Here is a 23,873-nt window from a genome sequence, read left to right as displayed (position 1 = left end):
GATGGTGGGGTTGCCCCCATAGCCCAACCGGCAGAGGCAGCCGACTTAAAATCGGCACAGTCTGGGTTCGAATCCCAGTGGGGGCACTCGACTCCCCGAGACTCCCCTTACAGTGACTGGCAACCACGACCCTCAGCGTAGCCACGACCGCACCACGAATCAGGGCCTTGACAGCACGCTGACAGCACGGCACACTCTGTCACGCCGCCGACAGCAGCACCGGCACTTCCTCCTCTGGATCCACCAGCTCGATCGCGGCCCCCGCCTTCTCGAGCACCCGCGCGCGGTGCTCCTCGACGGAGTCGAGCACTTCGTCGAGGCGATCAGGCCACAGATGCGCATACGTCCGGTGGATCTCCCGCAGCGAACGGTGCCCGAGCATCTGCTGCACGACGGTCGGATCCGCGCCGGCAGCGATCGCCGACGACGCAGCAGTGTGGCGCAGCTTGTGCGGCGTGAGCACGCGCTCGTCGACGAGGTCCGCGAGCTCGATGGCTTCGAGCCAAACGCGGTTACGCCAGTTGCGCTGGTCGACGGCTCCCCCGCCGCGCTTCACCCGGAAGAGCCAGGCGTCCGCGGGCTGGTCCTCCATGAGCGGTTCGAGTTCTTCGAGGACGAAGCCGTGGACCGGGACCGCGCGTTCCTCCCAAGTCTTCGGCGCGCCGATCACCCGTTTCCCGTGCTCCGTGGTCCAGGTGCGCTTCACGTCAGCGCGACGCGCAGCCGCGCGCACGTCGTGGATCTGGAACGCCGTCGCTTCCCCTATCCGCGGTCCGGAGGACGCCAAGAGGTGGATCAGTGCTCGGTCTCGATGCTCGCCGCTGACCTTGGCGCAGGCTTTCGCGAGACGCTCTTGCTCGGCGTAGTCGAGGATCGCGAGGTCTTCAATGGTGTCCGTGCGGGGGAACTCGACTCGCGCCATCGGGTGCCTGGGGAGCCATCCTGCGTCGACGGCATATCTGAGGACGCTACCGAAGGTGCGCGCGACGACATCACGGACCCGGCTCGGCGAAAGCGGCTTCTTCTCTCGTCCGGACATTCTGCCGGTGTATGCGCGCGGCGCGGTCCCGTCGAGCAGGTCGCCGATCCAGTCCTCGATGTTGGTTTTCTGGATCGTGTTGATGGGCACCGTCCTCCATTTCGGGAGGATGTGCGTGTCGAGGTCTGCGCGGTAGGTGTCGAGTGTGACCTGCTTGGGGCGCCGCTTCGACGCGAGCCAGGTGGTCGCGAGCTGCGCGAACGTCTGCCCTGTGAGCTCGGGCGGCGCGTAGCGGCCCGACCGGAGGTTGTCCTCGAGCTCGGCGAGGAACGCTTCGGCGTCGACCTTCGACGCGAAGAGCTTGCCGCGCTCGCGCCCGTCTGGCTCGTACCAGCCCGCCCGCCACCGGCTGCCGGTGCCGTACTTCGCGGTGCGGAAGTGCTCGGGGAGATTGCGGATCGCTTTCCGCTCCGCGGCGGTCGGCGAGATCCGCACCTTGGAGCCGTCGGGCATGAGCGCGACGGCGTCTTTCACCCAGAGGTCGGTGATCCATGCGCGGGCCATCAGCGGGCCTGCTTCCGGGCAGGCTGGGATATCGTGTTGTTCATCGGTTCATCTTCCTGGTGGATCGTGTTCGGGCCTCCGGGCCGCGTTCTGTTTGGCGACGGGCGCGGTCCGGGGGCTTTTTCTGTTTCTAGGCGGTAAGTCCGAGGGGTGATCGGGCGATCGTAGTGGCGCCGAGGCGCTGCAGGGCGAACTGCTGATAGTGGAGCACCATGTCGACGGTGACACCGAGCTCTTCGGCGATGTCGTGTGCGTGCGGTGAGAGCTTCTCCGCGGCCGCGTACGCCTCGGGGGTGATGACGAGCCGGCACGCGTAGGCGTTGGCCTGGTCTTCGGCGCGCTGCGTGCTGCATTCGTGGCCGTGGAAGTAGTGGCCGAGCTCGTGTGCGAGCGTGCAGAGCAGTTCGACCGGCGCGAGGCGGCGGGAGAGGTAGATCGTGCGTTCCGCGAGATCAATGAAGCCCTTGATGCCTGGGGTGATGGTGGAGATGACGATGCGGAGGCCCGCGTCGGCGGCGATGGCGATCAGGCGGTGCACGGTGCTCCTTCTGCTACTTGGGGTCGTCTTCGGGTTCGGGGTCTTCGTCGGCGGCGGGGATGCTGTCGGCGAGGTGTTCTCCTCGGTCTGCTGCCTTGCGGCCGTCGTATTCGACGGTGCCTGCGTCGTCGAGCATGTCGATCGCGGAGAGCTTGCCACCAGTCTGCGGCAGACGTGTGACATTGGATGCGCGCTCGACCGCGTCAGAGACCGGGGCATCCCACACCATCGAGGACGGCGTGACGTCGAGCCGCTTCCCGATTTCGACGACCAGCTGCTCGTCAGTCGCAGCAGCGAGCGCGCGCTCAATTCCCTCGATGCCAGCGTCGGCCTCGCTGAGATGTCCCAGTGCGATGAGGTCGGCGAGCACAGAGCGACCATATGCCCGGGACACGTCGCGCACCGTTTCAAAGGTGAGCTGAGCGTTGTTGATCTGGCGAGCCAAGGTGGGCTGCGGTATCTCGGCTTTTCGAGCCACCTCTCGGATCGAGTCAGTTCCGCGTAGGTCGTCGATCCACTTCATCGCGAGATTCATGACTCAATAATGACTCACGAGTGAATCGGTGTCAAATCATTTTACTCACGAAGTTGACTGCCTCGTTCACGTGAGAGATAGTTGAACCATGATCGAATCAAGCGAACAGGTTACGGTTCAGCCGACGCGGGTCTTCCGCCCCGGCCTCCTGGACCGCATCAAGACCAACAACGGCATCCAGTCTGACGAAGCCCTCGCCCGCATCATGGGCATCAGCAGGGCAACCCTTCAGCGCTACAAAAGCGGTGAAGAGCCGTCGCTCCGTGCGATCGCGAACCTCGCCGATGCCTTCGGGCTCGCGCTCGGCGAGATCGTGGTTAAGCCTGAACCAGCGCCCCTCGAGCAGCGCGAGGCGGTGGGAGCGTAATGGAGGATCTGCTGATTGCTCTGATCGGGTGGATCGTCTCAGCGGTCGTCACGGCCATTCTGGTTGGGCTGCTGTGGGTTGTGCTGTCCCTGCTGGGTGTCGTTCTCGCTCCGCTTACGTGGGTCGTGATCGCAGCGGTCCTCGGGCTGATCGTTTCGACTATTGGGGTTGGGTTGGCTCTGAGCTGATGTTCGCTGTCTGTTTGGCCAGTTTGCGTGCCTTCCACCGGGCCACCCAGAGGTGGCCATTGGCCCACAACCGCAGAACCTCATGCTCTGGAGTGCCGGTCTCAGTTATCGCCCGCCCTTCGGTCACGGATGCGACGTTCTTGTCGAGCAGCCCGAAGGTGGACCGGAGCGCGAGCGATGTGCGGTTCTTCTCGTCGAAGTTCGCTTGTATGTCGCGATTTCGTTCTTGCTCGTCGACCGAGGTAGTGCGAAACCCGTCCATCTTGTTCGCCACGAAGGCCTTCTCGAAGAGTTCGCGACGGCGGTTCTTCATATCGCGTCGGGCTTCGAGCCAGGCGCTCGCGAGCGATGTTACCCACGGGATCACTGTGCTGGCGAGGATCGCCAAGAGGATTCCGACCACCAATTCCGACATCGCCCGTTCCTTCTCTTCAACGAAAAATGCCCGGCGCTGCAACGCCGGGCCGAACACCGAGAAATGAGTAGCCCAATGTCCAGTCAGATCGTACCGTTCGATTTCAACGAGCACCACGTACGCGTCGTCGTCCTCGAGGGTGAGCCGTGGTTCGTGCTCGCCGACCTCTGCAAGGTGCTCGGCATCAAGAATGTCGGCAATGCCTCCGCACGCCTCGACTACGACATGAAGGGTGTCCATCAGGCGGATACCCTTGGTGGCCGCCAGATGATGACCATCGTCTCTGAATCCGGCATGTACGAGGTGGTGATCCGCTCCGACAAGCCAGAGGCCGCGGCGTTCCGTCGCTGGATCACCGGCGAGGTGCTCCCCCAGATCCGCAAGACCGGCGCTTACAACGCGCAGCCGGCGCTCTCTGAGGATGAGATCGTGCACCAGGCGCTCACGATCCTCGTCGCGAAGACCGAACGGCTCGAGGCGAAGATCACGGCGGACGCACCGAAGGTTCACTTCGCGGAGGCTGTGGCCGCGTCCCCGTCGACGATCCTCGTGGGGGATCTCGCGAAGATCCTCCGCGCGAACGGTGCCCCGTTCGGCGCCAACCGCCTCTTCGAGAAGCTCCGCGCGGATGGGTACCTGATCCGGCGTCGTGGTTCGGATTGGAACATGCCGACGCAGAAGTCGATGGAGCTGGGCCTGTTCGAGATCAAGGAGTCGACGAGGCAGCACCCCGACGGGCACGTGATGCTCACGAAGACCCCGAAGGTCACCGGGAAGGGGCAGCAGTACTTCATCGAGAAGTACGCGCCGGCGGATCAGCTCGACCTCGGAGCAGCAGCATGAGTGCCGAGGTGGTGCAGCTCGCGGTCGCTCCGACAGAAGCGGTCGCAACCGCCCCGGAGTCTGAGCCCCAGGCCGCGCGGCTGCTGCTCGCTGACGCACCCGATGTGATGTCGGCGAAGACCCTGTCTCGTGCTCTGGACGATATCGCTGAGGCGACGCTCGCGGAGTGGCGCACCAAGGACAAGGGCAAGCCGGTCGACGAGATGGTCGGCCCGCCCTGGCGGAAGTTCGGCGGCGCGGTGCGCTACCTGAAGCCCGACATTCTCGCCTGGATCGAGCGCTCGCCGGCCGGCGCCAGCGTCTAACGATCCCCCGTTCTCCCAGTCCAAATTTTGCGCCCTCGCTGGGGAGGGCCAGCTACAGCATTGCCAATTTCGGAAGGAAACCCTCATGGATCCCATTCTTCTCGCCGCGTCGGTCGCGGTGGTGATCGTGTCGGGCACGTATCTGGTGCTCACGATCCGCGCTGAGCATCGGCGCCGGAAGCGCGAGCGTGCGCTTGCGGAGATGCTCGATCTCGCGAACGACGCGCTCACAGCAGACCTCGCCCGGCGCCCTGGCCCTGTCGCGGGGATGGTGGAGGTCGACCCGTCCTCGCCGCTCGGTCGTGCGCTGCTCGAGCAGATCCGCATGGGCTGTCAGTGCCCGAACTGCGAGGAAGAGCGCCGGATCGCGCATGCGGAGCAGCAGAAGCGGGGCGAGCAGTGAATGCGCGCTACACGGAGACGAAGGTTCTCCCGGTCGCTGCTGATCTGGCGGTGCCTGTGTCTGCTCGCGATCATGTCGGTGCTCGGCACGCTGGCTGGACTGATCCCGTACGGGTTGGTGCCCGTCGCCGCGGTGCCGGTGTGGGTCGTCGCGGGCGTACTCCTGCTGGGTGGTGGGGGTGGCTCGTCCGCCTCTCCCACCGCATCGACCAGGCAGTGAAGCAATGACCGCGCCCCGTTACAGCGTCGGCCTGGACCTCTCACTCACGGGCACGGGTGTCGCCGTGATCGGTCTCGAGACCGGGCATGTGCGCCTCGGCCTCGTCGAGACGAAGCCCGGCAAGGATCCGAGCTTGTCCGGCACGCTCGACCGCCTGCACGCCGCGCTCGGGGGCATTGTCGCGCACGTCCCCATCACGAGGTGCTTGGTCGTCGTGGAGGCACCCTCGCTCGGCTCCCGGAACGGGAAGGCGCACGAGCGGGCGGGCCTGTGGTGGCGCACCGCCGCCTACCTCCACTCCCGCGGCCACGACGTCGCGCAGGTTTATCCCCGCACTCGGGCGAAGTACGCCGCCGGCCACCAGCCCGTGAAGAACTCGCGGAAGGGCCCGGACAAGCGGGAGGTGGTGGCTGCGCTCGCCGCCGAGCACCCGCACCTCGCGCTCAGCAACGACAACGTCGCAGACGGGTTCGCGCTCGCCTGCATGGGCGCCCGGCACCTGGGCTCCCCCATCGACCCCTCCACCCCTCAGCGGGTGCAGGCCGTGGCTGCCGTCCGGTGGCCGCACCGCACGACCAACCCGGAAGGAACTAGCTCATGACTGTGAAGCTCGCTTCGGCGCTGCCGAAGGACGACAAGAACGGGCTCGCCGCGATCGCAGGCGACCTCGCGAAGCGCTACTACCAGCGCGATCTCACCACCGCGATCGTGGTGTTCGAGTCGCTCGGCGTCAACCACGAAGACGGCGCCCAGATCCCCAAGGTCGGGATCCTCCGCGTCGAGCCCGTAACCGGCGACCTCGAGGACGACGCCCGCGACCTCCTGCAGCAGGCCACCGAGCAGCGTCTCGGGAAGAAGCCCGACACCCTCGACCTCTCCGGCGAGGAAGGTGACGAGTTCGCCGACGTCGCCGGAGAGGCGCCGCTCGAGCTCGAAGCGGGTGTCGAGGACGCCGAGATCGTCGACGACGACACCGAGCCGGCCCCGGTGACGCCGCTGTCTCCGCTCGCCCCCGCGGGTGGTGATGCAGCATGAGCGCCCTCATGACCACCTCTCAGTTGGATAGCGAGCACCGTCGACTCGAGGCCGACTACCTCGAAGCGGTGACCGCTTACAAGGCCGCAGAGGAGCGCGTGAACGTGGCCGCAGCGGCGTTCCGCGAGTCGCAGTGCCGGTTCGAGATCAGGTGGGACGGCGTCCTCGACGCATTCGACAGCGTGATCACGGTGACGTTGTGCACCCTGCGAAAAGGGCACAGCGGTGAGCACCGGAACACGTTCGCGGATCGCGAGGCCACAGCATGAGCGCGCGAGCCGTCGGCGCAGCGGCGATCGTACGCTCCCTCCTCGACGACAGCCCCGCCGACACTACGGAGTCGAGCACGGTCACCGGCCTCACCACGCCCCTCGGCCACGCCCTCGTGGCGACCGTGTTCCCGGATCCCGTGAGCTCCGCCGCGCATCAGGACATGCGTCTCGAGATCGCCGAAGTGAACCGCGGCGACGCGGACGCCGACCTCGGCGTCGTGGTCGCCCCCACCGGGCTCGCCGGCATCGACCCTGCCGCCCCCGAAGCGTGGAACGTCACCCTGACGCTCCCCACCCTGCTCCGACTCCTCGGACAGGACCCCACCCCCACCACGGAAGGAACCCCAGCATGAACACCACCACCTCCCAGGCCACCGACGAGCACGTCGGCGAATGGATCCTGCGCCGCGCCGAGCTCAAGGCTATGACCGAGCGCATCAAGGACGAGATGGAAACCCTCGACGCGAAACTCATCGAGAAGCTCGGGGAAGGCACGCACAAGCACGAGCACGCCACCGTCACGATCAGCCGACGCGGCACCGTCGACAAGAAGCGCCTCGCCGCCGACTACCCCGCCGAAAGCTACCCGACGCTGTACGAGGCGGTGATCTCGACCGACGCGATGAAGAAGCAGTTCGCGCCGGCCGCGCTCGAACCGTACAAGTCGTACTCGGCGCCGTCCGTGACGATCCGGTAGCGCCCCGTGTCCGAGCATCCCACCGTCGAAGCCCTCTACCTGGGGGTGATCGAAGCCGCGATCGCCGCGCACCCGCGCAGCCTGCAGAAGCGGATCGGGCCCAGCGAGATCGGTATCGAATGCGACCGTCGCATCCTGTACAAGCTCGCCGGCATCCCCGAACCCCCGAGGCCGCCCGCGTGGAAGCCCGCCGTGGGCACCGCGGTGCACGACCAGCTCGAGCGCTGGTTCGACGCGACGAACCCGTCCGGGGACCTCGCACGCTCCGACTGGGTGACGGAATGGGAGATCACGGTCGGGATGCTCGGCACCGGCCCCGACGCGATCCCCATCACCGGGCACTCCGACCTGTTCCACGTGCCCACGGGGACCGTTATCGATCACAAGGTCGTCGGCCCGAAGCAGCTCACGAAGTACCGCCTCCACGGTCCCTCCCGCCAGTACCGGGTGCAAGCCCACCTCTACGGCAAGGGCTTCACCGAGACCGGCGGGTGGGGTGACGCGAAGCAGGTCGCGATCAGCTTCCTTCCCCGCGATGGCGAACTGTCAAAGGCGTACTGGTGGCACGAGCCCTACAACCCGCACATCGCGGTCGAGGCCCTCAACCGGCTCAACGCGCTCTGGGGCCTGTTGCAGATCGTCGGCCTCGACGCCGCGCTGCGCGCGAAGCCGCTCTGCGACGACGAGTGGTGCCCCTGGTGCGCGCGCGAGAAGCCGCAACCCGAGCGCCGCAACGTATTCGAGGCCGGCCGCGGCCCCGTCACCCCCAGACCCCTCACCCCGGCACCGGACCCCGGCCCGGCGCCCCTTCAACCTCTGCCCGGCCTCGGGCAGATCCCCCAGACCCCGCAACCGCGGCGGTCGAACCTCTTCCAGTAACCCGCAGCACCGAGACACCGAAGTACTGCACAACCAGAAAGAAGCACCCCATGTCTCTGTTCGCACCCTCCGGCGGCCGCGCCGCCAAGTTCCTGCAGCCCGGGACCACTGTCACCGGGAAGATCGCGCAGATGCCGTTCGAGAAGCAGGCCACGAAGTTCGGGTCCCAGGACCTCGATTACTGGCCCAACGGTGATCCGAAGATGGACATCGTCGTGCCCCTCGAGGACACGAACGTGCCCCGCGAGGACGCCAACGACGACGGCGCCCGCACCATCTACGTGTCGTCGAAGAACATGCGCACCGCGATCGCGCAGGCGATCCAGGCCGCAGGCCAGCAGGACGTCGCGATCGGCGGCCTGCTCACCGTCACTTACGTCGGCAACGACCCCAACAGCAAGAATCCGGCGAACCCGGCGAAGCTGTACCAGGCGCAGTACACGCCGCCCGCGAGCGGCCTCGCAGCGCCCGGCCCGGCGGCCGCGCAGCAGGCTCCCGCACCGCAGGCACCGCCCGCTGCCCCGGCTCCCCAGGCGGCGCCGCAGCAGGCGTACCAGCAGCCTGCCGCAGCGCCCACCACACCGGCCGCCCCGCAGGCCCAGGCGCCGCAGGCGGACGGGTTCAACGCGCTCCCCGCCGGCGTCACCCAGGAGCAGGCCGACAAGGCGAAGCAGCTCCTCGCGATCGGCGCCCTCGATCACGCCCAGATCGGCGCCGCGCTCGGCATCACCGCCGAACAGGTCGGCCACATCGCCGCCGGCACCTTCTAACCCGCCACCCCGGGGCGCCGCCACCACGCGGCGCCCCGGCCCCACCCCTGGAGCCCCCATGCCTGCACCCCGCCCCCTCACGGTCGGCGACATCGTCCGCATCACCGGCGACCCCGACCTCTGGAAGATCCACACCATCCGCCCCCGCGGCCGCGGCCACCAGATCACCGCCAGCAGCCTCCACGCCTACCCCCGCATCGACATCACCGTCCCCGCCACCCGCGTCACCCGACGCGACCAGGAGTAACCCCGTGCACACCGCCGAAACCATTGCGCAGCTCTACCAGGCCGGCATCTCCATCGTGCCCGTCGCGACCGACGGCACGAAGCGGCCCGCGATCGCCTGGAAGCCGTACACGCAGCAGCGCGCCGACGTCGACCAACTCGACACCTGGTTCATGCGCGACACCCAGCACGGCGTCGGCATGATCACCGGCGCCGTCTCCGGCGGCGTGGAAATGCTCGAACTCGAAGGACGCGCCGCCCACCACCTCCCAGAGCTCGCGCAACTCGCCGAGCACTCCGGTCTCGGCAAGCTGTGGCAGCGCATCAACACCGGCTGGCTCGAACTCTCCCCCAGCGGCGGTGTGCACTGGTTCTACCGCATCGACGGTGGCGTCGTTCCCGGCAACACCAAGCTCGCGAGCGACGCCGACAAGACCACCCTCGCCGAGACCCGCGGCGAAGGCGGGTTCGTGGTGCTCGCCCCCACCGGCGGCACCGCCCACCCCACCCGGAAGCCGTGGGCGCGCCTCGCCGGCGGCCCCACCACCATGCCGACCCTCACCGATGCGGAGCGCGACGCCCTGCACACCCTCATCCGCACCCTCGACGAAACCCCCACACCCATCGCACCCGCCCCCGCGGGCCCCGTTGCCGAGCTCTGGAAGACGTATCGGCAGCAGGACGGCGACATCACCCCCGGCGACGACTACGAACAGCGCACCGACTGGGCCGAGATCCTCACCCCGCACGGGTGGACCCTCATCCACCAGCGCGGACAGCTGCGCTACTGGTGCCGCCCCGGCAAAAAGCACGGCATCTCAGCATCCACCGGCAAGGCGTCAGACCGCGACCGCCTCTACGTGTTCACGAGCTCCACCGAGTTCGACCCGGAAACCCCGTACACCAAATTCGGCGCCTACGCCCTACTCGAGCACCGCGGCGACCACGCCGCCGCCGCGAAGCAACTCGCCGCCGACGGATACGGGCACCGCGCACCCCGCGCCCTCACCCCCGCCCGCCACCTCACCGCCGTCCCCAACCCCAACGACACCGGCGCGGGCGCCGAGCCCACCGGCACCGACACCCCCGCACCCGCACCGACGGCGTCGGCGCTCGTCGGCTCCGACCCCAGCGCCCTCACCGACGCCGGCAACGCCCGACTCCTCGCCACCGAGCACTCCGCCCGCCTCCGCTTCATCCCCGACGCCGGACGCTGGGCCGAATGGACCGGCACCAAGTGGGAGTGGGCGCCCGACGACGCCCCCGCCCTGCAGGCCGCCCTCGACATCGCCGACCGCCTCCCCACCGACAACGAACAGATCCGCAAACACCGCGTGAAATCCCTCGGCACCCGTGCGCTCACCAACGTCGTGCGCCTCGCCCGCGCCCTCCCCGACCTCCGCACCCCCGCCGCCGAATTCGACACCCACCCCTGGCAACTCAACACCCCCGACGGGGTGGTCGACCTCACCACCGGCGCCATCACCCCCGCCACCCCACACCTCTACCACTCGAAACAGACCACCATCGCACCCACCGAGCAGGCGACCCCGCTCTGGGACCGCTTCCTCACCACCACCTTCGGAGAAGACCAGCCCATGATCACCTACGTGCAACGCCTCGCCGGCCTCTCCCTCGCAGGCCAAGTCGTCGAGCACGTGCTCCCCTTCCTCCACGGCGCCGGCGGCAACGGCAAAACCGTGTTCCTCGAAACCGTCACCACCCTCCTCGGCGACTACGCCACCGAAGCACCCCACGGATTCCTCCTCGCCGGCCGCGACCGCCACGAAACCGAACTCGCCAGCCTGCAGGGCCGCCGGTTCGTCGTCGCCGCCGAAATCAACGAAGGCACCCGCTTCGACGAAGCCAAAGTGAAAGCCCTCACCGGCGGCGACAAGATCACCGCCCGCTTCATGCGCCAAGACTTCTTCACCTTCACCCCCTCCCACACGCTCTGGCTCATGGGCAACAACCAACCCAAGGTCGAGTCCGGCGGCAACAGCTTCTGGCGCCGCCTCCGCCTCATCCCATTCACCCGCATCATCCCCGAATCAGAGCGCATCGAAAACCTCCAACAGCGCCTCGTCGACGAAGAAGGCCCCGGCATCCTCGCCTGGCTCATCCAAGGCTGCGTCGACTACGTGAAGGACGGCCTCGACGAACCCGCCAGCGTGCGCGCCGCAACCGCCACCTACCAGCAAGAGGAAGACCACCTCGCCCGCTTCGTCGAAGACCGATGCCTGCTCGGCGGCGGCGAACACGCCCGCATCGCAACGTCGGAGCTGCGCCGCGTCTACGACCAGTGGTGCCGCGACGAGAACGAGCACGAGCTCTCCGGCCAGTCATTCGGGCGGCAGCTCCGCCAGAAGTTCGACATCGACGTCGTGAAATCGAACGGGCGCCGCTACTACACCGGCGTCATGCTCGCGGCCCCCGAAGAGCCCGCCAACGATCAGAACGAAGGTGGCCTGTTCCAGCCCCACTGGAGCGACCGATGAGCACGATCGGCTATCGGACCCTCCCTCCCGCGTCGGACCCTCACCGTCAGGGTCCGAAAGGGTCCGATAGGGACAGTAGGTTTTCGGCTTCAGACCCTGCCAGCTCCATTGAAATCATGCGACAGAACAGAGCAGAGGGTCCGATAGTGACCGACTTTCCCAGTTGCCCCAGCTCATTGATAGGTAACAGGGTGACTAGGTTATACGCGCGCACGAGACGTTCTACTGAGATTCCGGTGCTATTGGGCACTGCACCCCTCGGCGGTGCCCGATGAAGCGGCACGCCTTCCCCGCCTCCTGTCCCCGCTGCAGCGCCCCCGTCATCGAGGCCGAATACGACCTCGCCGCCGCCGTCGGCGTCCCCCTCATGCGCGCCGACTCCACCCACATCACACCCGGCGTCGAAAGCTCCTGCGTGATCCTCGACCGCCCCGTCTACAACCTCCACACCCGCCAGGGCGCCCCGCACCTCTCGCTCCGCGACCGCTACTGGCACCGCTACCACTACTGCGGCCCACCCGACCAGATCCTCCCCGCCCACCAATGCGGAGCCCGCCTCCCCGGCACCGCCATCACCATCCCCGACCCCGACGACGCCGCAGCCTCGGCGCCGTTGCCCGACACCACCCCGTTCTGAAAGGCCCCCACCATGGCGAAGATCAGCACCCGACTCCTCGAAGAAACCATCACCACCGCCGGCTACCGCAGCACCCGCACCGGCACCATCATCCACATCACCAGCCCCGACGGCACCACCATCGGAGAAGGCACCCACACCAGCACCGGCCGCCTCCGCATCTTCATCACCCCGCTCAAGCGGCACGTCACCACCATCACCGAACTCGGCCAAGCCCTCGACCTGGTGAAGGCGAACCGCTGATGGCCGCACGACTCATCCCCTGCCTTCGATGCGGCATCCCCCGCATCGAAGGCGGCAACATCGCCGTCGTCTGCCGAGACTGCCGCGACGTACTCACCCTGCCCGAACTCCTCATCTGGGCGGCATGACCGCCTTCCGCAACCTCACTACCGCCGAGATCGACGTGCTTGCTCGTCTCGGCGTCACCGAAACCGACCTGACAGGAGAACACGACCATGACGTCCGGAATGGATGAGGGGCGCACAGGCCTCCTGTGCGCCCCCGCACCCTACTTACGTTTGCTCAGCAGAGAGCTTTCTGCCTCTAGCTTCTCCCGTTTCGCCGCACGCTTCTCCTTCAGGGTTTGTGCAGCGGGCTTCTTAGCGGCCTTCTGGCCGCGATCCTTGGACATCTTCTCACCTCCTCGGTGGGTTCGGTGCCCATCCCTGACCATAGCTGGCTTGTTGAAGAAAGGACAGCAACATGACCACTGAACGAACCGACCACGCCGCGGAAGCGCGGCATTATCTGGAGCATTCCGACGAGTGGGCATCCGAGGAATGGCCTGTGCAGACTGGCGAGCATAAGGCGGATGTGATCGCCCGAGCCCAGGTGCATGCGACGCTCGCACTGGTGGAGCAGCAGCGCATCGCGAACGTGATCGCGTTGATGGATAGCCCACGTGCTTGTACGAATGTGGCGCGCGCTGCGGAGATGTCACTGATGGTTGGGGAGCCGGTTGTGGAGCGCGTGCTGCGCCCTGAGGTTGCCCGTCTACTCGGGATCGGAACGCTCTATGCGTGATCGTCTCGCCCCTCAGGGGCTTATTGCTGGTGCCCGTACTTTCGTGCGTTCTTTGCGCGTACCTGGCGTTCAACGATCTTGCCGGCAAGCCACAGAAGCGCTCCTGCGGCGAGGATCACGCCACCAACTACAAACCAGATATCCATACGCGACACGGTAACAGGAGAACAACAATCGTGACCGAGTTCATTGACCACGCGACGGAAGCGTGGAGCACATGGGAGAACGCTATCGACCGGGGGCACCCGGATGCAGTGGACAACCCAGCGCATGAATCGCTGCTGCATATGCTCCACGCTCTGGTGGAGCAGCAGCGCATCGCGAACCTCATCGCGCTCACGGTACCGGACGGAGACGCGCGGGAAGTGCGCGAAATCGCGATCGAAGGCGTAAAAATCGACGCTCGCGGACGTATGCGCCACGACTCGCGGGTCTGGTATGAAGCGCTGGAGTCCGCGCTTGACGCGCTCCTACCCGCGTTCTGGGACAAGGCGACGGCATCCGCGCTCTCTCGCGCTGCTGCACCCGACCTCCACGAGGCATCCAACCCATATCTCTCGCCCGAAGAGGTACAGACCCTGCCGGTGGGAAGCGTCGTCATGACGGAGACTGACCCCGAGGTGTTCGGGGTCTACGAGCAGCGCGTGTGGCAGCGGTTCGGCGGTGTCCCCGACTGGCAGTTCAAGAGCCCTCGCCACGAGTGGCAGTCGACCGATGGCGGATTCCAGCGCGTTGAGGACCGGGACTGGCCTCCGATATTCACGGGAAACAGGCGGGTGCGACTGCTCTACACTCCCGGGCCGCTGCCGGTCGGGGTGTCAGGAGCGCTCCCTGTCGTGCTTTCTGAGGGCGGAGAGCGAGGCGCTACGCACGATGAGCCACTGCACGCCGCATCCAATGATGACGGCGGGGAGCCAGATGGGCAGGTAGGTCATGATCGCGTCGAACATGCCGGCCAGTCTACGGAGCGGCTGCCGGTAGGAGGTGAGCAGTGATGCTATTGAAGGACCAGTCCGTTTCTCTCGGCGGTCTCCTTGAAACGCTTCAGAGCAGCCTTCCCGCTGCACTCGGTGGTGTGCCAGTGCATCAGAGCGTCCTGAGCGAAAGCGATCAAGCCTTGCGCGGATTCCTGGTTAATGTTGTTAGTGGTGATCGCCGTAATCGCACTGATGTCACGCACATCCTTCTTCCGCACCAGCAGCAGGAGGCGGGCGCTCGCAACCGACGACTCCACCTCCACCTCAAATCCCTCAAACTCGCGTTGCACGGAGCGCCGATACGCTTCTCCCCACGCACGAATGAGCTCAACAACCGCGTTTCCTCGCGCGTCCCGCAGCTCGCGCTGCCGCTGAATCCGGCCGGAAAGCAGAACACCAAGCAACGCCACTCCTGCGCCAGCGATTGCCGAGATAAGGGGCAGGAGTGTCGGAAGGAACTTTGCCACCGCCTCCGGAAAATCACTCATGCTTCGAACGCTACCGCAACGGGCGGAAGGGACAGGGAATGAGCGCGGACGATCGCACCTGGCCTGAGTGGTTCAAGTGGCATCTCGATCAGGCCCCGTTCCAGATCCTGCACATGCGCGAGCTCGCCGAACACACCGTCCGCGCGCAGGACACGAGCGCGGTCGTCGTCGACGGCTCCGGGGAGAAAGACCGCCTCCCCTACAACGCCCAAGCGGCCGACGACGCGGACGCCCTGTACGTCGAGCTCGTGTTGTTCGCGAGGGAGGTCGCAGACCGCACCGGACTGCCCTCCCCGCGCCCCGTACGCGCCGGAATGTGGCAAGGAGCGACCGAACCCCAGGGTCTGCCCTCCTGTCACCCTGACGAGGCGTACGCGTGGGCCGCGGAGATCCGCACATGGTTGATCAACCTCCTCCCCGACCTCGAGCAACTGGCACACGACGGGAAACTCGGCGACGCCCCCGACCACCTCGCCGCCACCATCCGCAAAATGCGTGGCCGCTACCCGCGTGCCGAGCCCAGGTTCAAGGCGTACCGGCCCCGCTCCTGCCCCGGCTGCGGCCAAGCCACCGTCCTCCCTATCTGGGGACCCGACGGGCTCGCCGGCGCCAAGTGCGACAGCTGCCCGATGACCTGGGAGAAACGCCCCGAATGACCGAAGACCGCCCCTGGTACACCTACCGGCAAGCCGCCAAGCGAACCGGAAAGCACGTACAGACGATGAAGAAATGGCGGCAGCGCTCGCCCCTCGGCTGGTCGTGGGACAACCAGGGGCGACGCGTCGTCGAACACCATGCGCTCATGGCCTACTGGCGGGGCTGCATCGAACGAGACAACCGCAACCGAGGCATCACCAACGTCACCCTGTTCGCCGACGACTTCCTAACCGAGATCGAAGAAACGACAGGCGACACGCCATAGTGCCGAAGATTTCGCACCCGAAGGGGGTACCGCTTAACTTAAGTATCGAGCAAGTGGGCCGGAACACGACACCACGTCGAGTCACCGGCCCTTTCTCATTCCTTCCGAACACCGCGGCGTGCGTCGGGTCAGGGCGCCCACAGCCCGCCGCACGTCACGGCAGCTCAGCTCCTCGAAGGCGCATAAGGCGGAAGCCTCGGCGACCTCATATTCCATGAAGCAACCCGTTCAGCGATCTTCCGCAGTTCGTCGCTCTCTCTGCTCCAGTCCGCAAGCCGTGATCGGTCGTCGTTAGCTACCTCCGCCTCATCAATGCAACGTATCGTCTCGATAAGAGCGATCTGCGCATCCGCACTGAAATGATGTGCAACACTCCGAACCTCTGTCGTAAGAATCGAAACCGGCGGCTTAGAAGGCGCGAACTGCCCCTTATTCCTTGCCGCATTGTCGACACCAAGCAGACACGAATTCTGAAAAGCATTCTCATACCCCCAGAGCCGTTCTTGCTGCCGCTGAATAGCGCGAAGGATTGCGCTCTTAGATTCCCTCCGCCGAGCACGCCTGTCCAACAGCATCGAAACCAGCACAGCAGCGAGCGAAGCGAAGAAGGCGGCGAGAGCAGTGCCAACTACATAATCCACGGTCATGAGCCACAGCCTAACTTCTCGCTGACCGACGAAATGCAGACCGAATGAGCGTCGAGGAGGAAAAACCTTGGCACAGAGCGCGGAACGTTCCCATCCGAAACGCGCCCAGTTCCGCAAGCTTCACGCCGCAGAGCTCTCCGCTTCGGCGATCGCCCGTGAGCTCGGGGTCGCGAAGAGCACCGTTTCCCGGTGGGCTCGGGCTGAGGGTCTGAGCTTCGACCGCTCGAAGACCGCGGAGGCGACGGCCGCGAAGAGCATCGACCTGGCGGCGGCGCGTACGCGGCTTGCGGAGAAGATGGCGCACCGTGCCGAGCAGCTTCTCGATTCGCTCGACGGCGAGTACCTGGTCTACTCGTTCGGCGGCCGCGACAACACGTACTCGGAGCACCTGCTCAAGAAGCCTCCCGTCGAGGTGATCCGCAACGCGGTGACGACGGCGGGGATCACGTTCGACAAGCTGACTCGCATCGTGGAGAAGGATCCCGACGTGTCGGGTGCGCAGTCGGTGGTTCAGTCGCTCGAGGCGGGCATCCTCGCCGCGGCGGAGGTGCTCAGGCAGCCGGAAACGGAGACGACCGAGGAGGCCTGATTGGACGCGCTCGCTGGCCTCACCTCGATCATGTCGCGCGCGCAGCTCCTCAGCGTGGCGGACTGCACGAGAGCGAAGATCGCGCTCTGGTCCGGCGCGGTGCGCTCGGGCAAGACGTTCATCAGCCTGTTCGCGTTCCTCTTCGCGATCCTCCGCGCACCCCGCACCGGCGTCATCATCATCGTCGGCCGCACGCTCGACACAATCAACGGCAACATCTTCTCGCTGCTCACGAACCCCGAGATCTTCGGGCCGCTCACGAAGCACATCCGTTACACCCCCGGCGCTAAGACCGCGACCATCCTCGGCCGCACCGTCCACCTCTACGGCGCCAACGACGCGTCGAGCGAGACGAAGATCCGCGGCCTCACCGTCAGCCTCGCGTACGTCGACGAGGCGACGATCATCCCCGAGGCGTTCTGGGACATGCTCATCACCCGCCTCAGCGTCGACGGGGCCCGCCTGCTCGCCACCACCAACCCAGGCTCGAAGTCACACTGGCTGCGGAAGTCCTGGATTCTCAAGGCCCGCGAGAAGAACCTCGTCCACTTCGCGTTCACCATGGACGACAACCCGTCGTTGAGCGAACAGTTCAAGGCCGAGATGCGCGCCAGCTATGCCGGTGTCTTCTACCAGCGCTTCATCCAGGGCCTCTGGACCAACGCAGAGGGCGCCGTCTACCCCATGTGGACGGAGGAACGCCACCTCATCCGGCACGCCGACCTGCCGCCGATCGCGCGCACGCTCGCAGTCGGCATGGACTACGGCACGACCAACGCCACCGTTGCCCTGCTCCTCGGCCTCACCGCTGAAGAGCAGCCGCGCCTCGTTCTCATCGACGAGTGGCACTACTCGAGCGCCGAGCACCACGGCGAGACGCTCCCCGATATCGAGCTCTCCCGTCGCTTCCGCGAGTGGCTGCGCACGAACCACGGCACCGACCAGGTGTACGTCCCGGCGCCCGAGTTCGTGTTCCTCGACCCCTCCGCCGCGTCCATGCGCTCCCAGCTCCACAACGACAACGTCACGAGCTGGGCGGCCGACAACGCCGTGCTCGACGGCATCCAGACCCTCGGCTCACTCCTCGCACAGGGCAAGCTCCTGGTCACCGACCGCTGCAGCACGTTCCTCGCCGAAGTCACCGAGTACGAGTGGGACTCGAAGGCCGCCGAAGACGGCAAGGACGAAGTCGTGAAGCGCGACGATCATGCGATGGACGCCGCACGCTACGCGGTGCAGTCGACCGTCGGGCAGTGGCACTACGACATCTACGGCCTCGCCGCCTAGACGAGGTCCACGTACGCGCCGCGGTTGATCCTCAGTCCGCGACGGAACTCAGTGCCCTTGAAATGCACACGGACGGGCGTCGCGGGGTGATCCCGCTCGATGTAGAAGCCGACACCAGCACTGGGAGAGAAGTTGAATCCTGAGCCTATGGTCCCGCGCGCATCATTAGAGTCGCCGAACTCGATAGCTGTAATGGTCGCCTCGTGGAGCTCGGCGTCACCGACGTTGAAAATCTCCCAGTAGTTCGGGCGGCCTTCTACGCGTCGAGATTCGAGTACCACTCGCGGCACTGGAAGGGCAGCGATGGCGATGTCATTGGCGTCACGTGCAATTCGATTCGCTTCGGCGGCAGCGTCGTTCGCCTTGTCCGCCCGGCCGTTCGCGCGGTGCGCCACGATCGCTGACCAGACAGCCACCAACACGGCAGCAGCCGCTCCAACACCAGCGAGAGCATTCCACAGTTCCATAGCTCACGACCATACCGGGAGGTTCCCACTATGCCGATGCCTGCCGCGAACTCTGCCTGGCCGCCGAAGGCGTGGGAGGCCGCGTACGCTCAGTACGCGGAGAACGACGCCTGGCTCACCGGTGACGTCGACGCTCTCACGAAGCTCTACCAGCGCGGCGGCGGCGCGACGCACGTGCGCAACGGGCAGGCGCGCCGCGGTGGCCTCGCCGGCGCCATGTCGACGATCATCTGGGGTCGTCCCGTCCCGGCCGGGCAGCAGCGCACTCGCCTGCACGTGCCTATCCCCGCCGACCTCGCGACACTCGCGTCGGATCTTCAGTATTCGGATCCGCCCGAAACGACATTCGCGGGCGACGAGCAGCAGGACGAGAAGGCGCAGGCGCGCCTCGAGGGCCTCATGAACAGCGACGAAGCGCGGGCCATGTTCAACAGCCAGGGCGAGATCAAGGCGGCGCTCGGTGCCACCGTGATCCTTCCCCGCTGGGACACCGACGTCGAAGACCACGTGTGGCTCGACTACGCGGCCGCCGACGCCGCGGTGCCCGTGTTCCGGCAGCGTCGCCTCGTCGAGGTCACTCTCTGGTCCGAGTTCCTCGACGGGCACGTGTACTGGCGACACCTCGAGCACCACGCTCCCGGCTACATCGAGCACGCCCTCTACCGCGGCACCGCGACGAACCTCGGCACGCGCCAGCCGCTCCAGGACCGCCCCGAGACCGCCGCGTACGCCGACCTCGTCGACGCCGAGTCCCGCATCCCGACCGGCATCGACCGGCTGACAGCGGGCTACCTGCCGAACGCGCCCGCCTGGTCGTGGAGGAAGAAGGGCGTGCTCGCCGACGCCGGCCGCTCCGACTTCAACCAGTGCATTCCGCTTTTCGGCGCGATGGACGAGGCGTTCTCGTCATGGATTCGTGACCTGAAGCTCGGCGCCGGCAAGCTCATCGTGCCCGAGGCGTACCTCCGCAGCCTCGGGCCCGGCGCCGGTGCGGCGTTCGACACCTACCAGGAGCTGTTCCTCGGCCTCAATGTCCCCGGCAAGCCTGCGGATGGCCTGGACCTCTCTGCGCAGCAGTTCGCGATCCGTGTTGAGGAGCACGAGCAGACGATGCGGGGCATCATGCGCGAGATCCTCCGCAAGGCCGGCTACTCCCCCTCGAGTTGGGGCGACCCGGACCAGAAGGGCGGGCAGGCGACCGCGACGGAGATCGAGCAGCGCACCGAGCAGACCGAGCGTACCCGGGCGAAGAAGAACCTCTACGACCGGCGCGTGCTGAGCAGGATGGGGAGCGTGGCGCTCGAGCTCGACGGCCTCCTCTTCCCTGGCAAGGGCGGCGGACGGTACGACCTCAACGTCGCTTTCCCTGAACTGTCGCGTACGGATCCGAAGGCAGAGGCCGAGACGATCGGCATCCTGAATCTCGCGGGCGCGATCTCGCAGTGGCAGGCGGTGAAGCGCGCGAACCCCGAGTGGGACGACGTCCAGGTGCAGGTCGAGGTTGACCGGATCCGCGAGGAGAAGGCATCTCAGCCGCAGCCGCCCGACCCGTTCAACGAGGGCCGCGTCGACGACGAACCCGACGAGCCGGAGAAATAGCGCACACCTCGCCGGGCCCTGGCCCTCTCACCTCGCACTCCCCGAGACGAGAGGACCAACATGGCAGAGCAGTGGCCCGGCAACTCCCCCGCCGCGTGGATCGACGACATCGGCCACGCGATCGCAGATCGCTACCGCCGCATCGAGGACGCACTCAGGGAGACGCTCGAGCGGCTCGCCGACCAGCACCTCGACGCCCCGGACGACACGCTCGCCCGGTATCGTGCGATCCAGCATCTACGGGAGCAGGCCGAGCGCCTGGTGCGCACGGTCAACCCCGAGGCACTAGCGCGCTGGGCGACCGAAGAGGCCGCCAAGGGGGCGTCGGCGGAGATCTCACGCGTGCTGCTCGACTTCCCCGCCTACGCCGCACAGGGCGTCTCCGCACTGACCGCCGGCGGCGCCTACGCTGTCACCGCGGTGGAGCTGGACCTGCGCGATAGCCTGCGCGCACTGAACGAGCGGATCTTGCGCGCCCCGGTGGACGCCTACCAGGCGATGACCTCGAAGCACGTCGGCTCCCTGCTCGCCGGGGTCACGACGTCGCGGGCTCTCCACCGCCGCATCCTCGACGAATACCTCGCCGACGGCATCACCGGCTTCACCGACAAGAGCGGGCGCCGGTGGACGATCGGCGCCTACTCCGAGATGGCCACCAGGAGCGCCGCAGCCCGCGCCTGGCGCGACCAAAGCGTCGCCAGCATGGAGACGGCCGGGGTCACAACGTTCACGCCCGTGATCGGCGCGTCCGCATGCTCGAAGTGCGGGGCCTGGCAGGGGAAGATCGTCACCGACGGTGGCCCCGTCGGCGACATCATCGTCCCGCACGCTGTCACCGCCGAGCCGACCCCGCTGTACGTCGACGCGACGCTCGCCGAGATGCGCGCCAGCGGATGGGGACACCCCAACTGCCGATGCGTGCTCATCCCCGGCCTACCCGGTGGCACCGACACGACGAAGCTCACCACGCACGACCCGCAGAAGCAGGCCAACCGTGAGAAGCTCCGCGAACTCGAGCGCGACGTGCGCCAAGCGAAGCGCGACGGCGACCCCGACGAGATCGGCGCCGCACAGGCCGCACTCCGCAAGCACGTCGCCGAGACCGGCATCATCCGACGCGAATACCGCGAACAGCTCGACTTCGCCGACGGCGGCACCAACAACCCCCGCGGCCGACAAACACCCACGCCTCCGCTCATTCCGCGTGAGGAGCAGACGTGGGCGCAGCGTCAGCGCCGCCTCGGTTTCCAGACCGGCCCACGCTGGGATCTCGAACCACACGAGGTGCTGTTCTACGAGCGCTTTACCGACGCCGGCCACGATGTGCGCCTCATCCCGAAGAGCACGAACCGGAAACCAACCAACGACTTCCGGTGGATCTCGCACGACGGGGTCGAGGTCGAGGTGAAGCGGCCCGCGAATCCGAGCTACGCGTCGAGCAAGCAACTCGTCCAGCGCGCCGTCGAGCGGGCGAGGAAGAACCACGGCTTCACAAAGGATCGGTTCATCCTCGACTTCGGCAACCACGACCTCGACGACCTCGTGAGGAAGCAGCTCGGCGAGTACAACCATCGGAACCCGCTGAACCAGATCCGAGAGCTCTGGGTATGGTCGCGCGGCGCTCTCTTCCCGATCCCGCTTGAGGCAAAGAAGTAGGGCCCTAGCCCGGCCGTTTCATTGTCCGGGGAGGCCCTACGCCCACCAGTGTACGCCGATCCGCGGCGTTCCACCACGCCCGCGAGGGCTCAACCCATGCCGAGGAGGCACGACCACATGAACACCACTTTTCGACGCCAGGGCGACCCCGCGCAGTGCGGCTGGTCGATCGGCCGAGCCCCGCTCGCGCTCCGCGGCATCCGTCTCATCGAAGGCGAGGGCGGTTCTGCCCCCGCGGCTGGTGAGAACGGCGGCCAGCAGCCCGCAGCCCCCGTTCCCGCCGCGTCGCCTGCCGATGTCGCGTCGATGCTCCAGGCGCTCGGGAAGGCCGCCGCACCTGCGCAGCCGCAGGCACCGGCACAGCCGACAGCACCGCACCAGATCCAGGGGTTCACCCCGGAGCAGGTGCAGAAGCTCATGACCGAGAACCAGACCGCGCAGAAGGCCGCCGAGGAAGCCCGTGCCGCCGCTGAGCAAGCTCAGAAGGAACGCGACGGGTTCCAGGCCCAGCTCGCCGAGTTCCAGCGCGAGAAGGCCGTCACGACGGCCGCCGACGGCAAGGCGAACGCCGCCCTCCTCCTCGACAGCTCGAAGTTCCAGGCCGCGGTGAAGGACATCGACCTCACCGACACGGCCGCGCTCGGCGCCGCGGTGGAGACGTTCGTGCAGGAGAACCCGGCCTACGCTGCCGCGCCTGCCGGGCCGCAGCTTCCCCACACGTCCGGCGGAACTCCCGCCGGGAGCACAACCAGCAAGCCCACCACGCTCGACGGCGCTGTCGCTGCCGCGATGAGCGCCTAACCGAAAGGAGTAGCCCATGCCGATCACCCTGGCTGAAGGCAACCGCAACACCCAGACCGACCTCGACGTCGCCGTCATCGACGAGTTCCGCAAGGAATCCGCCGTGCTCGACACGATGATCTTCGACGACGTCGTCAACCCCGCCGGCGGCGGCGCGACGATGACCTACGGGTACCGTCGACTGAAGACGCAGCCCACCGCCGCGTTCCGTGAACTCAACACCGAGTACACGCCCGCGAACGTCGAGACCGAGCACCACACCACCGGCCTCGCCGTGCTCGGCGGCACGTTCCAGATCGACCGCGTCATCGCGAAGCTCGGCCCCGCCGCCTCCGGTGGCGTCGCGCTGAACATGTCGCAGAAGATCAAGGCGACCGTCACGAAGTTCCAGGACGCCGTCATCAACGGCGACACCGCGGTAGAGGCACACGGCTTCGACGGCCTGGACAAGGCCCTCACTGGCTCGTCGACCGAGATGACCACGACCGCGTCGTGGCAGGACCTCGACACCGACCCGGCAGCCCCGCACAAGGCGCTCGATCTGTTCGACGAGTTCCTGTCGCTGCTCGATGGCACGCCGACGGTGATCCTCGGCAATACGAAGGCGCTCGCCAAGGTGCGCGCAATCGTGCGCCGCTCGTCCATGTACCAGCGCGAGCCCATCGAGGGCCTGATGGGCGCCAACGGACGCCCCATCACGCGCGAGTCCTACGGCGGGATCTACTTCGCGGATCCCGGCAACAAGGCCGGCACCAACACCCCGATCATCCCGATCACCGACGGCAAGACCGACCTCTACGCGTACCGCGTCGCGCTCGACGGCTTCCACGGAATCTCCACCGCCGGCGGCCAGCTCGTCGAGACCTGGCTGCCCGACTTCACCAACGTGAAGGCGGTGCAGGAGGGCGGCGTCGAGCTCGGCCCTGTCGGCGTCGCGCTCAAGGCCACCAAGGCCGCTGCTGTGCTCCGCGAGATCGCGGTCTGACCCGATCCCCGTGTGCGGGCCGTGCAGGCTCTGTGCGGCCCGCACGCCCACGACTATCCC

At 66.9% G+C, this 23,873-nt stretch carries 35 protein-coding genes and 1 tRNA gene; 29 read left to right on the top strand and 7 right to left on the bottom strand.

What is annotated here, in order from left to right:
• The first annotated feature begins 12 nt into the window (after positions 1–12).
• Positions 13–86 (top strand) — tRNA-Leu (locus AC0KXF_RS11660).
• Positions 87–199: 113 nt separating this feature from the next.
• On the opposite strand, the gene AC0KXF_RS11655 is transcribed toward AC0KXF_RS11660, so the two are convergent.
• The 3 genes from AC0KXF_RS11655 to AC0KXF_RS11645 all read right to left on the bottom strand — a co-directional run bounded on the left by AC0KXF_RS11655 (position 200) and on the right by AC0KXF_RS11645 (position 2,616).
• On the bottom strand, positions 200–1,543 hold the full coding sequence (locus tag AC0KXF_RS11655) for a tyrosine-type recombinase/integrase (protein ID WP_473109355.1): 1,344 nt from the start codon (positions 1,541–1,543) through the stop codon (positions 200–202).
• Positions 1,544–1,673: 130 nt separating this feature from the next.
• Positions 1,674–2,081, bottom strand: a complete 408-nt coding sequence (locus AC0KXF_RS11650; protein WP_473109354.1) for an ImmA/IrrE family metallo-endopeptidase — start codon at positions 2,079–2,081, stop codon at positions 1,674–1,676.
• A 13-nt stretch (positions 2,082–2,094) separates the two neighbouring features.
• On the bottom strand, positions 2,095–2,616 hold the full coding sequence (locus AC0KXF_RS11645; RefSeq protein WP_473109353.1) for a hypothetical protein: 522 nt from the start codon (positions 2,614–2,616) through the stop codon (positions 2,095–2,097).
• 88 nt (positions 2,617–2,704) lie between these two features.
• Between AC0KXF_RS11645 and AC0KXF_RS11640 the strand changes: the two genes are divergently transcribed.
• Entirely contained in the window at positions 2,705–2,983 is a 279-nt protein-coding gene (locus AC0KXF_RS11640; RefSeq protein ID WP_473109352.1) for a helix-turn-helix domain-containing protein, read from the top strand.
• The gene (locus AC0KXF_RS11635) at positions 2,983–3,171 is read left to right on the top strand and encodes a hypothetical protein (RefSeq protein WP_473109351.1); all 189 of its coding nucleotides are present in this window, start codon (positions 2,983–2,985) and stop codon (positions 3,169–3,171) included. The genes AC0KXF_RS11640 and AC0KXF_RS11635 overlap by 1 nt, the downstream gene beginning before the upstream one ends.
• On the opposite strand, the gene AC0KXF_RS11630 is transcribed toward AC0KXF_RS11635, so the two are convergent.
• Positions 3,143–3,643, bottom strand: coding sequence for a hypothetical protein (locus AC0KXF_RS11630; RefSeq protein WP_473109350.1), 501 nt, complete (start codon positions 3,641–3,643; stop codon positions 3,143–3,145). The genes AC0KXF_RS11635 and AC0KXF_RS11630 overlap by 29 nt on opposite strands.
• Positions 3,644–3,661: 18 nt before the next feature.
• Between AC0KXF_RS11630 and AC0KXF_RS11625 the strand changes: the two genes are divergently transcribed.
• From AC0KXF_RS11625 to AC0KXF_RS11550, 16 genes are all read left to right on the top strand, one after another.
• The gene (locus tag AC0KXF_RS11625; protein ID WP_473109349.1) at positions 3,662–4,429 is read left to right on the top strand and encodes a phage antirepressor; all 768 of its coding nucleotides are present in this window, start codon (positions 3,662–3,664) and stop codon (positions 4,427–4,429) included.
• Complete coding sequence (locus tag AC0KXF_RS11620; RefSeq protein WP_473109348.1) at positions 4,426–4,734, top strand: hypothetical protein; 309 nt, start codon at positions 4,426–4,428, stop codon at positions 4,732–4,734. The genes AC0KXF_RS11625 and AC0KXF_RS11620 overlap by 4 nt, the downstream gene beginning before the upstream one ends.
• Before the next feature lie 85 nt (positions 4,735–4,819).
• Positions 4,820–5,137 carry a hypothetical protein gene (locus tag AC0KXF_RS11615; protein ID WP_473109347.1) on the top strand — a complete coding sequence of 106 codons (318 nt, stop codon included), beginning with the start codon at positions 4,820–4,822 and terminating at the stop codon, positions 5,135–5,137.
• Complete coding sequence (locus tag AC0KXF_RS11610) at positions 5,138–5,356, top strand: hypothetical protein (protein WP_473109346.1); 219 nt, start codon at positions 5,138–5,140, stop codon at positions 5,354–5,356.
• 4 nt (positions 5,357–5,360) lie between these two features.
• Positions 5,361–5,957: a hypothetical protein gene (locus tag AC0KXF_RS11605; protein ID WP_473109345.1), complete on the top strand. Its 597-nt coding sequence runs from the start codon at positions 5,361–5,363 to the stop codon at positions 5,955–5,957.
• Entirely contained in the window at positions 5,954–6,391 is a 438-nt protein-coding gene (locus tag AC0KXF_RS11600) for a hypothetical protein (RefSeq protein ID WP_473109344.1), read from the top strand. The genes AC0KXF_RS11605 and AC0KXF_RS11600 overlap by 4 nt, the downstream gene beginning before the upstream one ends.
• An 8-nt stretch (positions 6,392–6,399) precedes the next feature.
• A complete protein-coding gene (locus tag AC0KXF_RS11595; RefSeq protein WP_473109343.1) occupies positions 6,400–6,660 on the top strand; it encodes a hypothetical protein in 261 nt (86 codons plus the stop codon).
• Positions 6,657–7,016 (top strand): hypothetical protein, encoded by a 360-nt coding sequence (locus AC0KXF_RS11590; RefSeq protein WP_473109342.1) that lies wholly within the window; start codon positions 6,657–6,659, stop codon positions 7,014–7,016. Before AC0KXF_RS11595 ends, AC0KXF_RS11590 begins: the two co-directional genes overlap by 4 nt.
• Complete coding sequence (locus tag AC0KXF_RS11585; protein ID WP_473109341.1) at positions 7,013–7,360, top strand: hypothetical protein; 348 nt, start codon at positions 7,013–7,015, stop codon at positions 7,358–7,360. The genes AC0KXF_RS11590 and AC0KXF_RS11585 overlap by 4 nt, the downstream gene beginning before the upstream one ends.
• 6 nt (positions 7,361–7,366) lie before the next feature.
• Positions 7,367–8,239, top strand: a complete 873-nt coding sequence (locus tag AC0KXF_RS11580; protein WP_473109340.1) for a hypothetical protein — start codon at positions 7,367–7,369, stop codon at positions 8,237–8,239.
• Between the two features lie 50 nt (positions 8,240–8,289).
• A complete protein-coding gene (locus AC0KXF_RS11575) occupies positions 8,290–9,009 on the top strand; it encodes a hypothetical protein (RefSeq protein WP_473109339.1) in 720 nt (239 codons plus the stop codon).
• A 58-nt stretch (positions 9,010–9,067) separates the two neighbouring features.
• Positions 9,068–9,256 (top strand): hypothetical protein, encoded by a 189-nt coding sequence (locus AC0KXF_RS11570; protein WP_473109338.1) that lies wholly within the window; start codon positions 9,068–9,070, stop codon positions 9,254–9,256.
• A gap of 4 nt (positions 9,257–9,260) precedes the next feature.
• A complete protein-coding gene (locus tag AC0KXF_RS11565) occupies positions 9,261–11,732 on the top strand; it encodes a phage/plasmid primase, P4 family (RefSeq protein ID WP_473109337.1) in 2,472 nt (823 codons plus the stop codon).
• 271 nt (positions 11,733–12,003) lie between these two features.
• The gene (locus AC0KXF_RS11560; RefSeq protein WP_473109336.1) at positions 12,004–12,369 is read left to right on the top strand and encodes a hypothetical protein; all 366 of its coding nucleotides are present in this window, start codon (positions 12,004–12,006) and stop codon (positions 12,367–12,369) included.
• Positions 12,370–12,381: 12 nt separating this feature from the next.
• Entirely contained in the window at positions 12,382–12,612 is a 231-nt protein-coding gene (locus AC0KXF_RS11555; protein WP_473109335.1) for a hypothetical protein, read from the top strand.
• Positions 12,612–12,740 (top strand): hypothetical protein, encoded by a 129-nt coding sequence (locus AC0KXF_RS11550; RefSeq protein ID WP_473109334.1) that lies wholly within the window; start codon positions 12,612–12,614, stop codon positions 12,738–12,740. Before AC0KXF_RS11555 ends, AC0KXF_RS11550 begins: the two co-directional genes overlap by 1 nt.
• A gap of 140 nt (positions 12,741–12,880) precedes the next feature.
• Here the strand turns inward: AC0KXF_RS11550 and AC0KXF_RS11545 are convergent, their stop codons facing one another.
• Positions 12,881–13,003: a hypothetical protein gene (locus tag AC0KXF_RS11545; protein ID WP_473109333.1), complete on the bottom strand. Its 123-nt coding sequence runs from the start codon at positions 13,001–13,003 to the stop codon at positions 12,881–12,883.
• 71 nt (positions 13,004–13,074) lie between these two features.
• Between AC0KXF_RS11545 and AC0KXF_RS11540 the strand changes: the two genes are divergently transcribed.
• Both AC0KXF_RS11540 and AC0KXF_RS11535 read left to right on the top strand, forming a co-directional pair.
• Positions 13,075–13,395 carry a hypothetical protein gene (locus AC0KXF_RS11540; protein ID WP_473109332.1) on the top strand — a complete coding sequence of 107 codons (321 nt, stop codon included), beginning with the start codon at positions 13,075–13,077 and terminating at the stop codon, positions 13,393–13,395.
• A complete protein-coding gene (locus AC0KXF_RS11535; protein WP_473109331.1) occupies positions 13,392–14,390 on the top strand; it encodes a hypothetical protein in 999 nt (332 codons plus the stop codon). The genes AC0KXF_RS11540 and AC0KXF_RS11535 overlap by 4 nt, the downstream gene beginning before the upstream one ends.
• A 2-nt stretch (positions 14,391–14,392) precedes the next feature.
• Here the strand turns inward: AC0KXF_RS11535 and AC0KXF_RS11530 are convergent, their stop codons facing one another.
• The gene (locus AC0KXF_RS11530; protein WP_473109330.1) at positions 14,393–14,860 is read right to left on the bottom strand and encodes a hypothetical protein; all 468 of its coding nucleotides are present in this window, start codon (positions 14,858–14,860) and stop codon (positions 14,393–14,395) included.
• Positions 14,861–14,898: 38 nt separating this feature from the next.
• Here AC0KXF_RS11530 and AC0KXF_RS11525 point away from each other — a divergent pair, with 38 nt between their 5' ends.
• The 4 genes from AC0KXF_RS11525 to AC0KXF_RS11510 all read left to right on the top strand — a co-directional run bounded on the left by AC0KXF_RS11525 (position 14,899) and on the right by AC0KXF_RS11510 (position 18,305).
• Complete coding sequence (locus AC0KXF_RS11525; protein WP_473109329.1) at positions 14,899–15,516, top strand: hypothetical protein; 618 nt, start codon at positions 14,899–14,901, stop codon at positions 15,514–15,516.
• Positions 15,513–15,782 carry a hypothetical protein gene (locus tag AC0KXF_RS11520; protein WP_473109328.1) on the top strand — a complete coding sequence of 90 codons (270 nt, stop codon included), beginning with the start codon at positions 15,513–15,515 and terminating at the stop codon, positions 15,780–15,782. Before AC0KXF_RS11525 ends, AC0KXF_RS11520 begins: the two co-directional genes overlap by 4 nt.
• Positions 15,783–16,496: 714 nt before the next feature.
• Complete coding sequence (locus tag AC0KXF_RS11515; protein WP_473109327.1) at positions 16,497–17,018, top strand: helix-turn-helix domain-containing protein; 522 nt, start codon at positions 16,497–16,499, stop codon at positions 17,016–17,018.
• Positions 17,019–18,305: a PBSX family phage terminase large subunit gene (locus tag AC0KXF_RS11510; protein WP_473109326.1), complete on the top strand. Its 1,287-nt coding sequence runs from the start codon at positions 17,019–17,021 to the stop codon at positions 18,303–18,305.
• On the opposite strand, the gene AC0KXF_RS11505 is transcribed toward AC0KXF_RS11510, so the two are convergent.
• Positions 18,302–18,772 carry a hypothetical protein gene (locus AC0KXF_RS11505; RefSeq protein WP_473109325.1) on the bottom strand — a complete coding sequence of 157 codons (471 nt, stop codon included), beginning with the start codon at positions 18,770–18,772 and terminating at the stop codon, positions 18,302–18,304. The genes AC0KXF_RS11510 and AC0KXF_RS11505 overlap by 4 nt on opposite strands.
• 36 nt (positions 18,773–18,808) lie before the next feature.
• Between AC0KXF_RS11505 and AC0KXF_RS11500 the strand changes: the two genes are divergently transcribed.
• The 4 genes from AC0KXF_RS11500 to AC0KXF_RS11485 all read left to right on the top strand — a co-directional run bounded on the left by AC0KXF_RS11500 (position 18,809) and on the right by AC0KXF_RS11485 (position 23,813).
• Entirely contained in the window at positions 18,809–20,371 is a 1,563-nt protein-coding gene (locus AC0KXF_RS11500; RefSeq protein WP_473109324.1) for a hypothetical protein, read from the top strand.
• Between the two features lie 60 nt (positions 20,372–20,431).
• The gene (locus AC0KXF_RS11495; RefSeq protein WP_473109323.1) at positions 20,432–22,027 is read left to right on the top strand and encodes a phage minor capsid protein; all 1,596 of its coding nucleotides are present in this window, start codon (positions 20,432–20,434) and stop codon (positions 22,025–22,027) included.
• Positions 22,028–22,144: 117 nt separating this feature from the next.
• Entirely contained in the window at positions 22,145–22,828 is a 684-nt protein-coding gene (locus AC0KXF_RS11490; protein WP_473109322.1) for a hypothetical protein, read from the top strand.
• A 16-nt stretch (positions 22,829–22,844) separates the two neighbouring features.
• Entirely contained in the window at positions 22,845–23,813 is a 969-nt protein-coding gene (locus tag AC0KXF_RS11485) for a major capsid protein (protein ID WP_473109321.1), read from the top strand.
• Positions 23,814–23,873 lie beyond the last annotated feature (60 nt).

It is taken from the genome of Leucobacter holotrichiae (assembly GCF_055791005.1).
This window is presented reverse-complemented; position numbering and strand designations above follow the sequence as displayed.

What these genes read in the sequence shown, in the direction of transcription:
- AC0KXF_RS11655 (WP_473109355.1), bottom strand. Translation starts at nt 1,543, where the DNA reads ATGGCCCGCGCATGGATCACCGACCTCTGGGTGAAAGACGCCGTCGCG.
- AC0KXF_RS11645 (WP_473109353.1), bottom strand. Translation starts at nt 2,616, where the DNA reads ATGAATCTCGCGATGAAGTGGATCGACGACCTACGCGGAACTGACTCG.
- AC0KXF_RS11640 (WP_473109352.1), top strand. Translation starts at nt 2,705, where the DNA reads ATGATCGAATCAAGCGAACAGGTTACGGTTCAGCCGACGCGGGTCTTC.
- AC0KXF_RS11635 (WP_473109351.1), top strand. Translation starts at nt 2,983, where the DNA reads ATGGAGGATCTGCTGATTGCTCTGATCGGGTGGATCGTCTCAGCGGTC.
- AC0KXF_RS11625 (WP_473109349.1), top strand. Translation starts at nt 3,662, where the DNA reads ATGTCCAGTCAGATCGTACCGTTCGATTTCAACGAGCACCACGTACGC.
- AC0KXF_RS11620 (WP_473109348.1), top strand. Translation starts at nt 4,426, where the DNA reads ATGAGTGCCGAGGTGGTGCAGCTCGCGGTCGCTCCGACAGAAGCGGTC.
- AC0KXF_RS11615 (WP_473109347.1), top strand. Translation starts at nt 4,820, where the DNA reads ATGGATCCCATTCTTCTCGCCGCGTCGGTCGCGGTGGTGATCGTGTCG.
- AC0KXF_RS11610 (WP_473109346.1), top strand. Translation starts at nt 5,138, where the DNA reads ATGCGCGCTACACGGAGACGAAGGTTCTCCCGGTCGCTGCTGATCTGG.
- AC0KXF_RS11605 (WP_473109345.1), top strand. Translation starts at nt 5,361, where the DNA reads ATGACCGCGCCCCGTTACAGCGTCGGCCTGGACCTCTCACTCACGGGC.
- AC0KXF_RS11600 (WP_473109344.1), top strand. Translation starts at nt 5,954, where the DNA reads ATGACTGTGAAGCTCGCTTCGGCGCTGCCGAAGGACGACAAGAACGGG.
- AC0KXF_RS11595 (WP_473109343.1), top strand. Translation starts at nt 6,400, where the DNA reads ATGACCACCTCTCAGTTGGATAGCGAGCACCGTCGACTCGAGGCCGAC.
- AC0KXF_RS11590 (WP_473109342.1), top strand. Translation starts at nt 6,657, where the DNA reads ATGAGCGCGCGAGCCGTCGGCGCAGCGGCGATCGTACGCTCCCTCCTC.
- AC0KXF_RS11585 (WP_473109341.1), top strand. Translation starts at nt 7,013, where the DNA reads ATGAACACCACCACCTCCCAGGCCACCGACGAGCACGTCGGCGAATGG.
- AC0KXF_RS11575 (WP_473109339.1), top strand. Translation starts at nt 8,290, where the DNA reads ATGTCTCTGTTCGCACCCTCCGGCGGCCGCGCCGCCAAGTTCCTGCAG.
- AC0KXF_RS11570 (WP_473109338.1), top strand. Translation starts at nt 9,068, where the DNA reads ATGCCTGCACCCCGCCCCCTCACGGTCGGCGACATCGTCCGCATCACC.
- AC0KXF_RS11560 (WP_473109336.1), top strand. Translation starts at nt 12,004, where the DNA reads ATGAAGCGGCACGCCTTCCCCGCCTCCTGTCCCCGCTGCAGCGCCCCC.
- AC0KXF_RS11555 (WP_473109335.1), top strand. Translation starts at nt 12,382, where the DNA reads ATGGCGAAGATCAGCACCCGACTCCTCGAAGAAACCATCACCACCGCC.
- AC0KXF_RS11550 (WP_473109334.1), top strand. Translation starts at nt 12,612, where the DNA reads ATGGCCGCACGACTCATCCCCTGCCTTCGATGCGGCATCCCCCGCATC.
- AC0KXF_RS11545 (WP_473109333.1), bottom strand. Translation starts at nt 13,003, where the DNA reads ATGTCCAAGGATCGCGGCCAGAAGGCCGCTAAGAAGCCCGCTGCACAA.
- AC0KXF_RS11540 (WP_473109332.1), top strand. Translation starts at nt 13,075, where the DNA reads ATGACCACTGAACGAACCGACCACGCCGCGGAAGCGCGGCATTATCTG.
- AC0KXF_RS11530 (WP_473109330.1), bottom strand. Translation starts at nt 14,860, where the DNA reads ATGAGTGATTTTCCGGAGGCGGTGGCAAAGTTCCTTCCGACACTCCTG.
- AC0KXF_RS11525 (WP_473109329.1), top strand. Translation starts at nt 14,899, where the DNA reads ATGAGCGCGGACGATCGCACCTGGCCTGAGTGGTTCAAGTGGCATCTC.
- AC0KXF_RS11520 (WP_473109328.1), top strand. Translation starts at nt 15,513, where the DNA reads ATGACCGAAGACCGCCCCTGGTACACCTACCGGCAAGCCGCCAAGCGA.
- AC0KXF_RS11505 (WP_473109325.1), bottom strand. Translation starts at nt 18,772, where the DNA reads ATGGAACTGTGGAATGCTCTCGCTGGTGTTGGAGCGGCTGCTGCCGTG.
- AC0KXF_RS11500 (WP_473109324.1), top strand. Translation starts at nt 18,809, where the DNA reads ATGCCTGCCGCGAACTCTGCCTGGCCGCCGAAGGCGTGGGAGGCCGCG.
- AC0KXF_RS11495 (WP_473109323.1), top strand. Translation starts at nt 20,432, where the DNA reads ATGGCAGAGCAGTGGCCCGGCAACTCCCCCGCCGCGTGGATCGACGAC.
- AC0KXF_RS11490 (WP_473109322.1), top strand. Translation starts at nt 22,145, where the DNA reads ATGAACACCACTTTTCGACGCCAGGGCGACCCCGCGCAGTGCGGCTGG.
- AC0KXF_RS11485 (WP_473109321.1), top strand. Translation starts at nt 22,845, where the DNA reads ATGCCGATCACCCTGGCTGAAGGCAACCGCAACACCCAGACCGACCTC.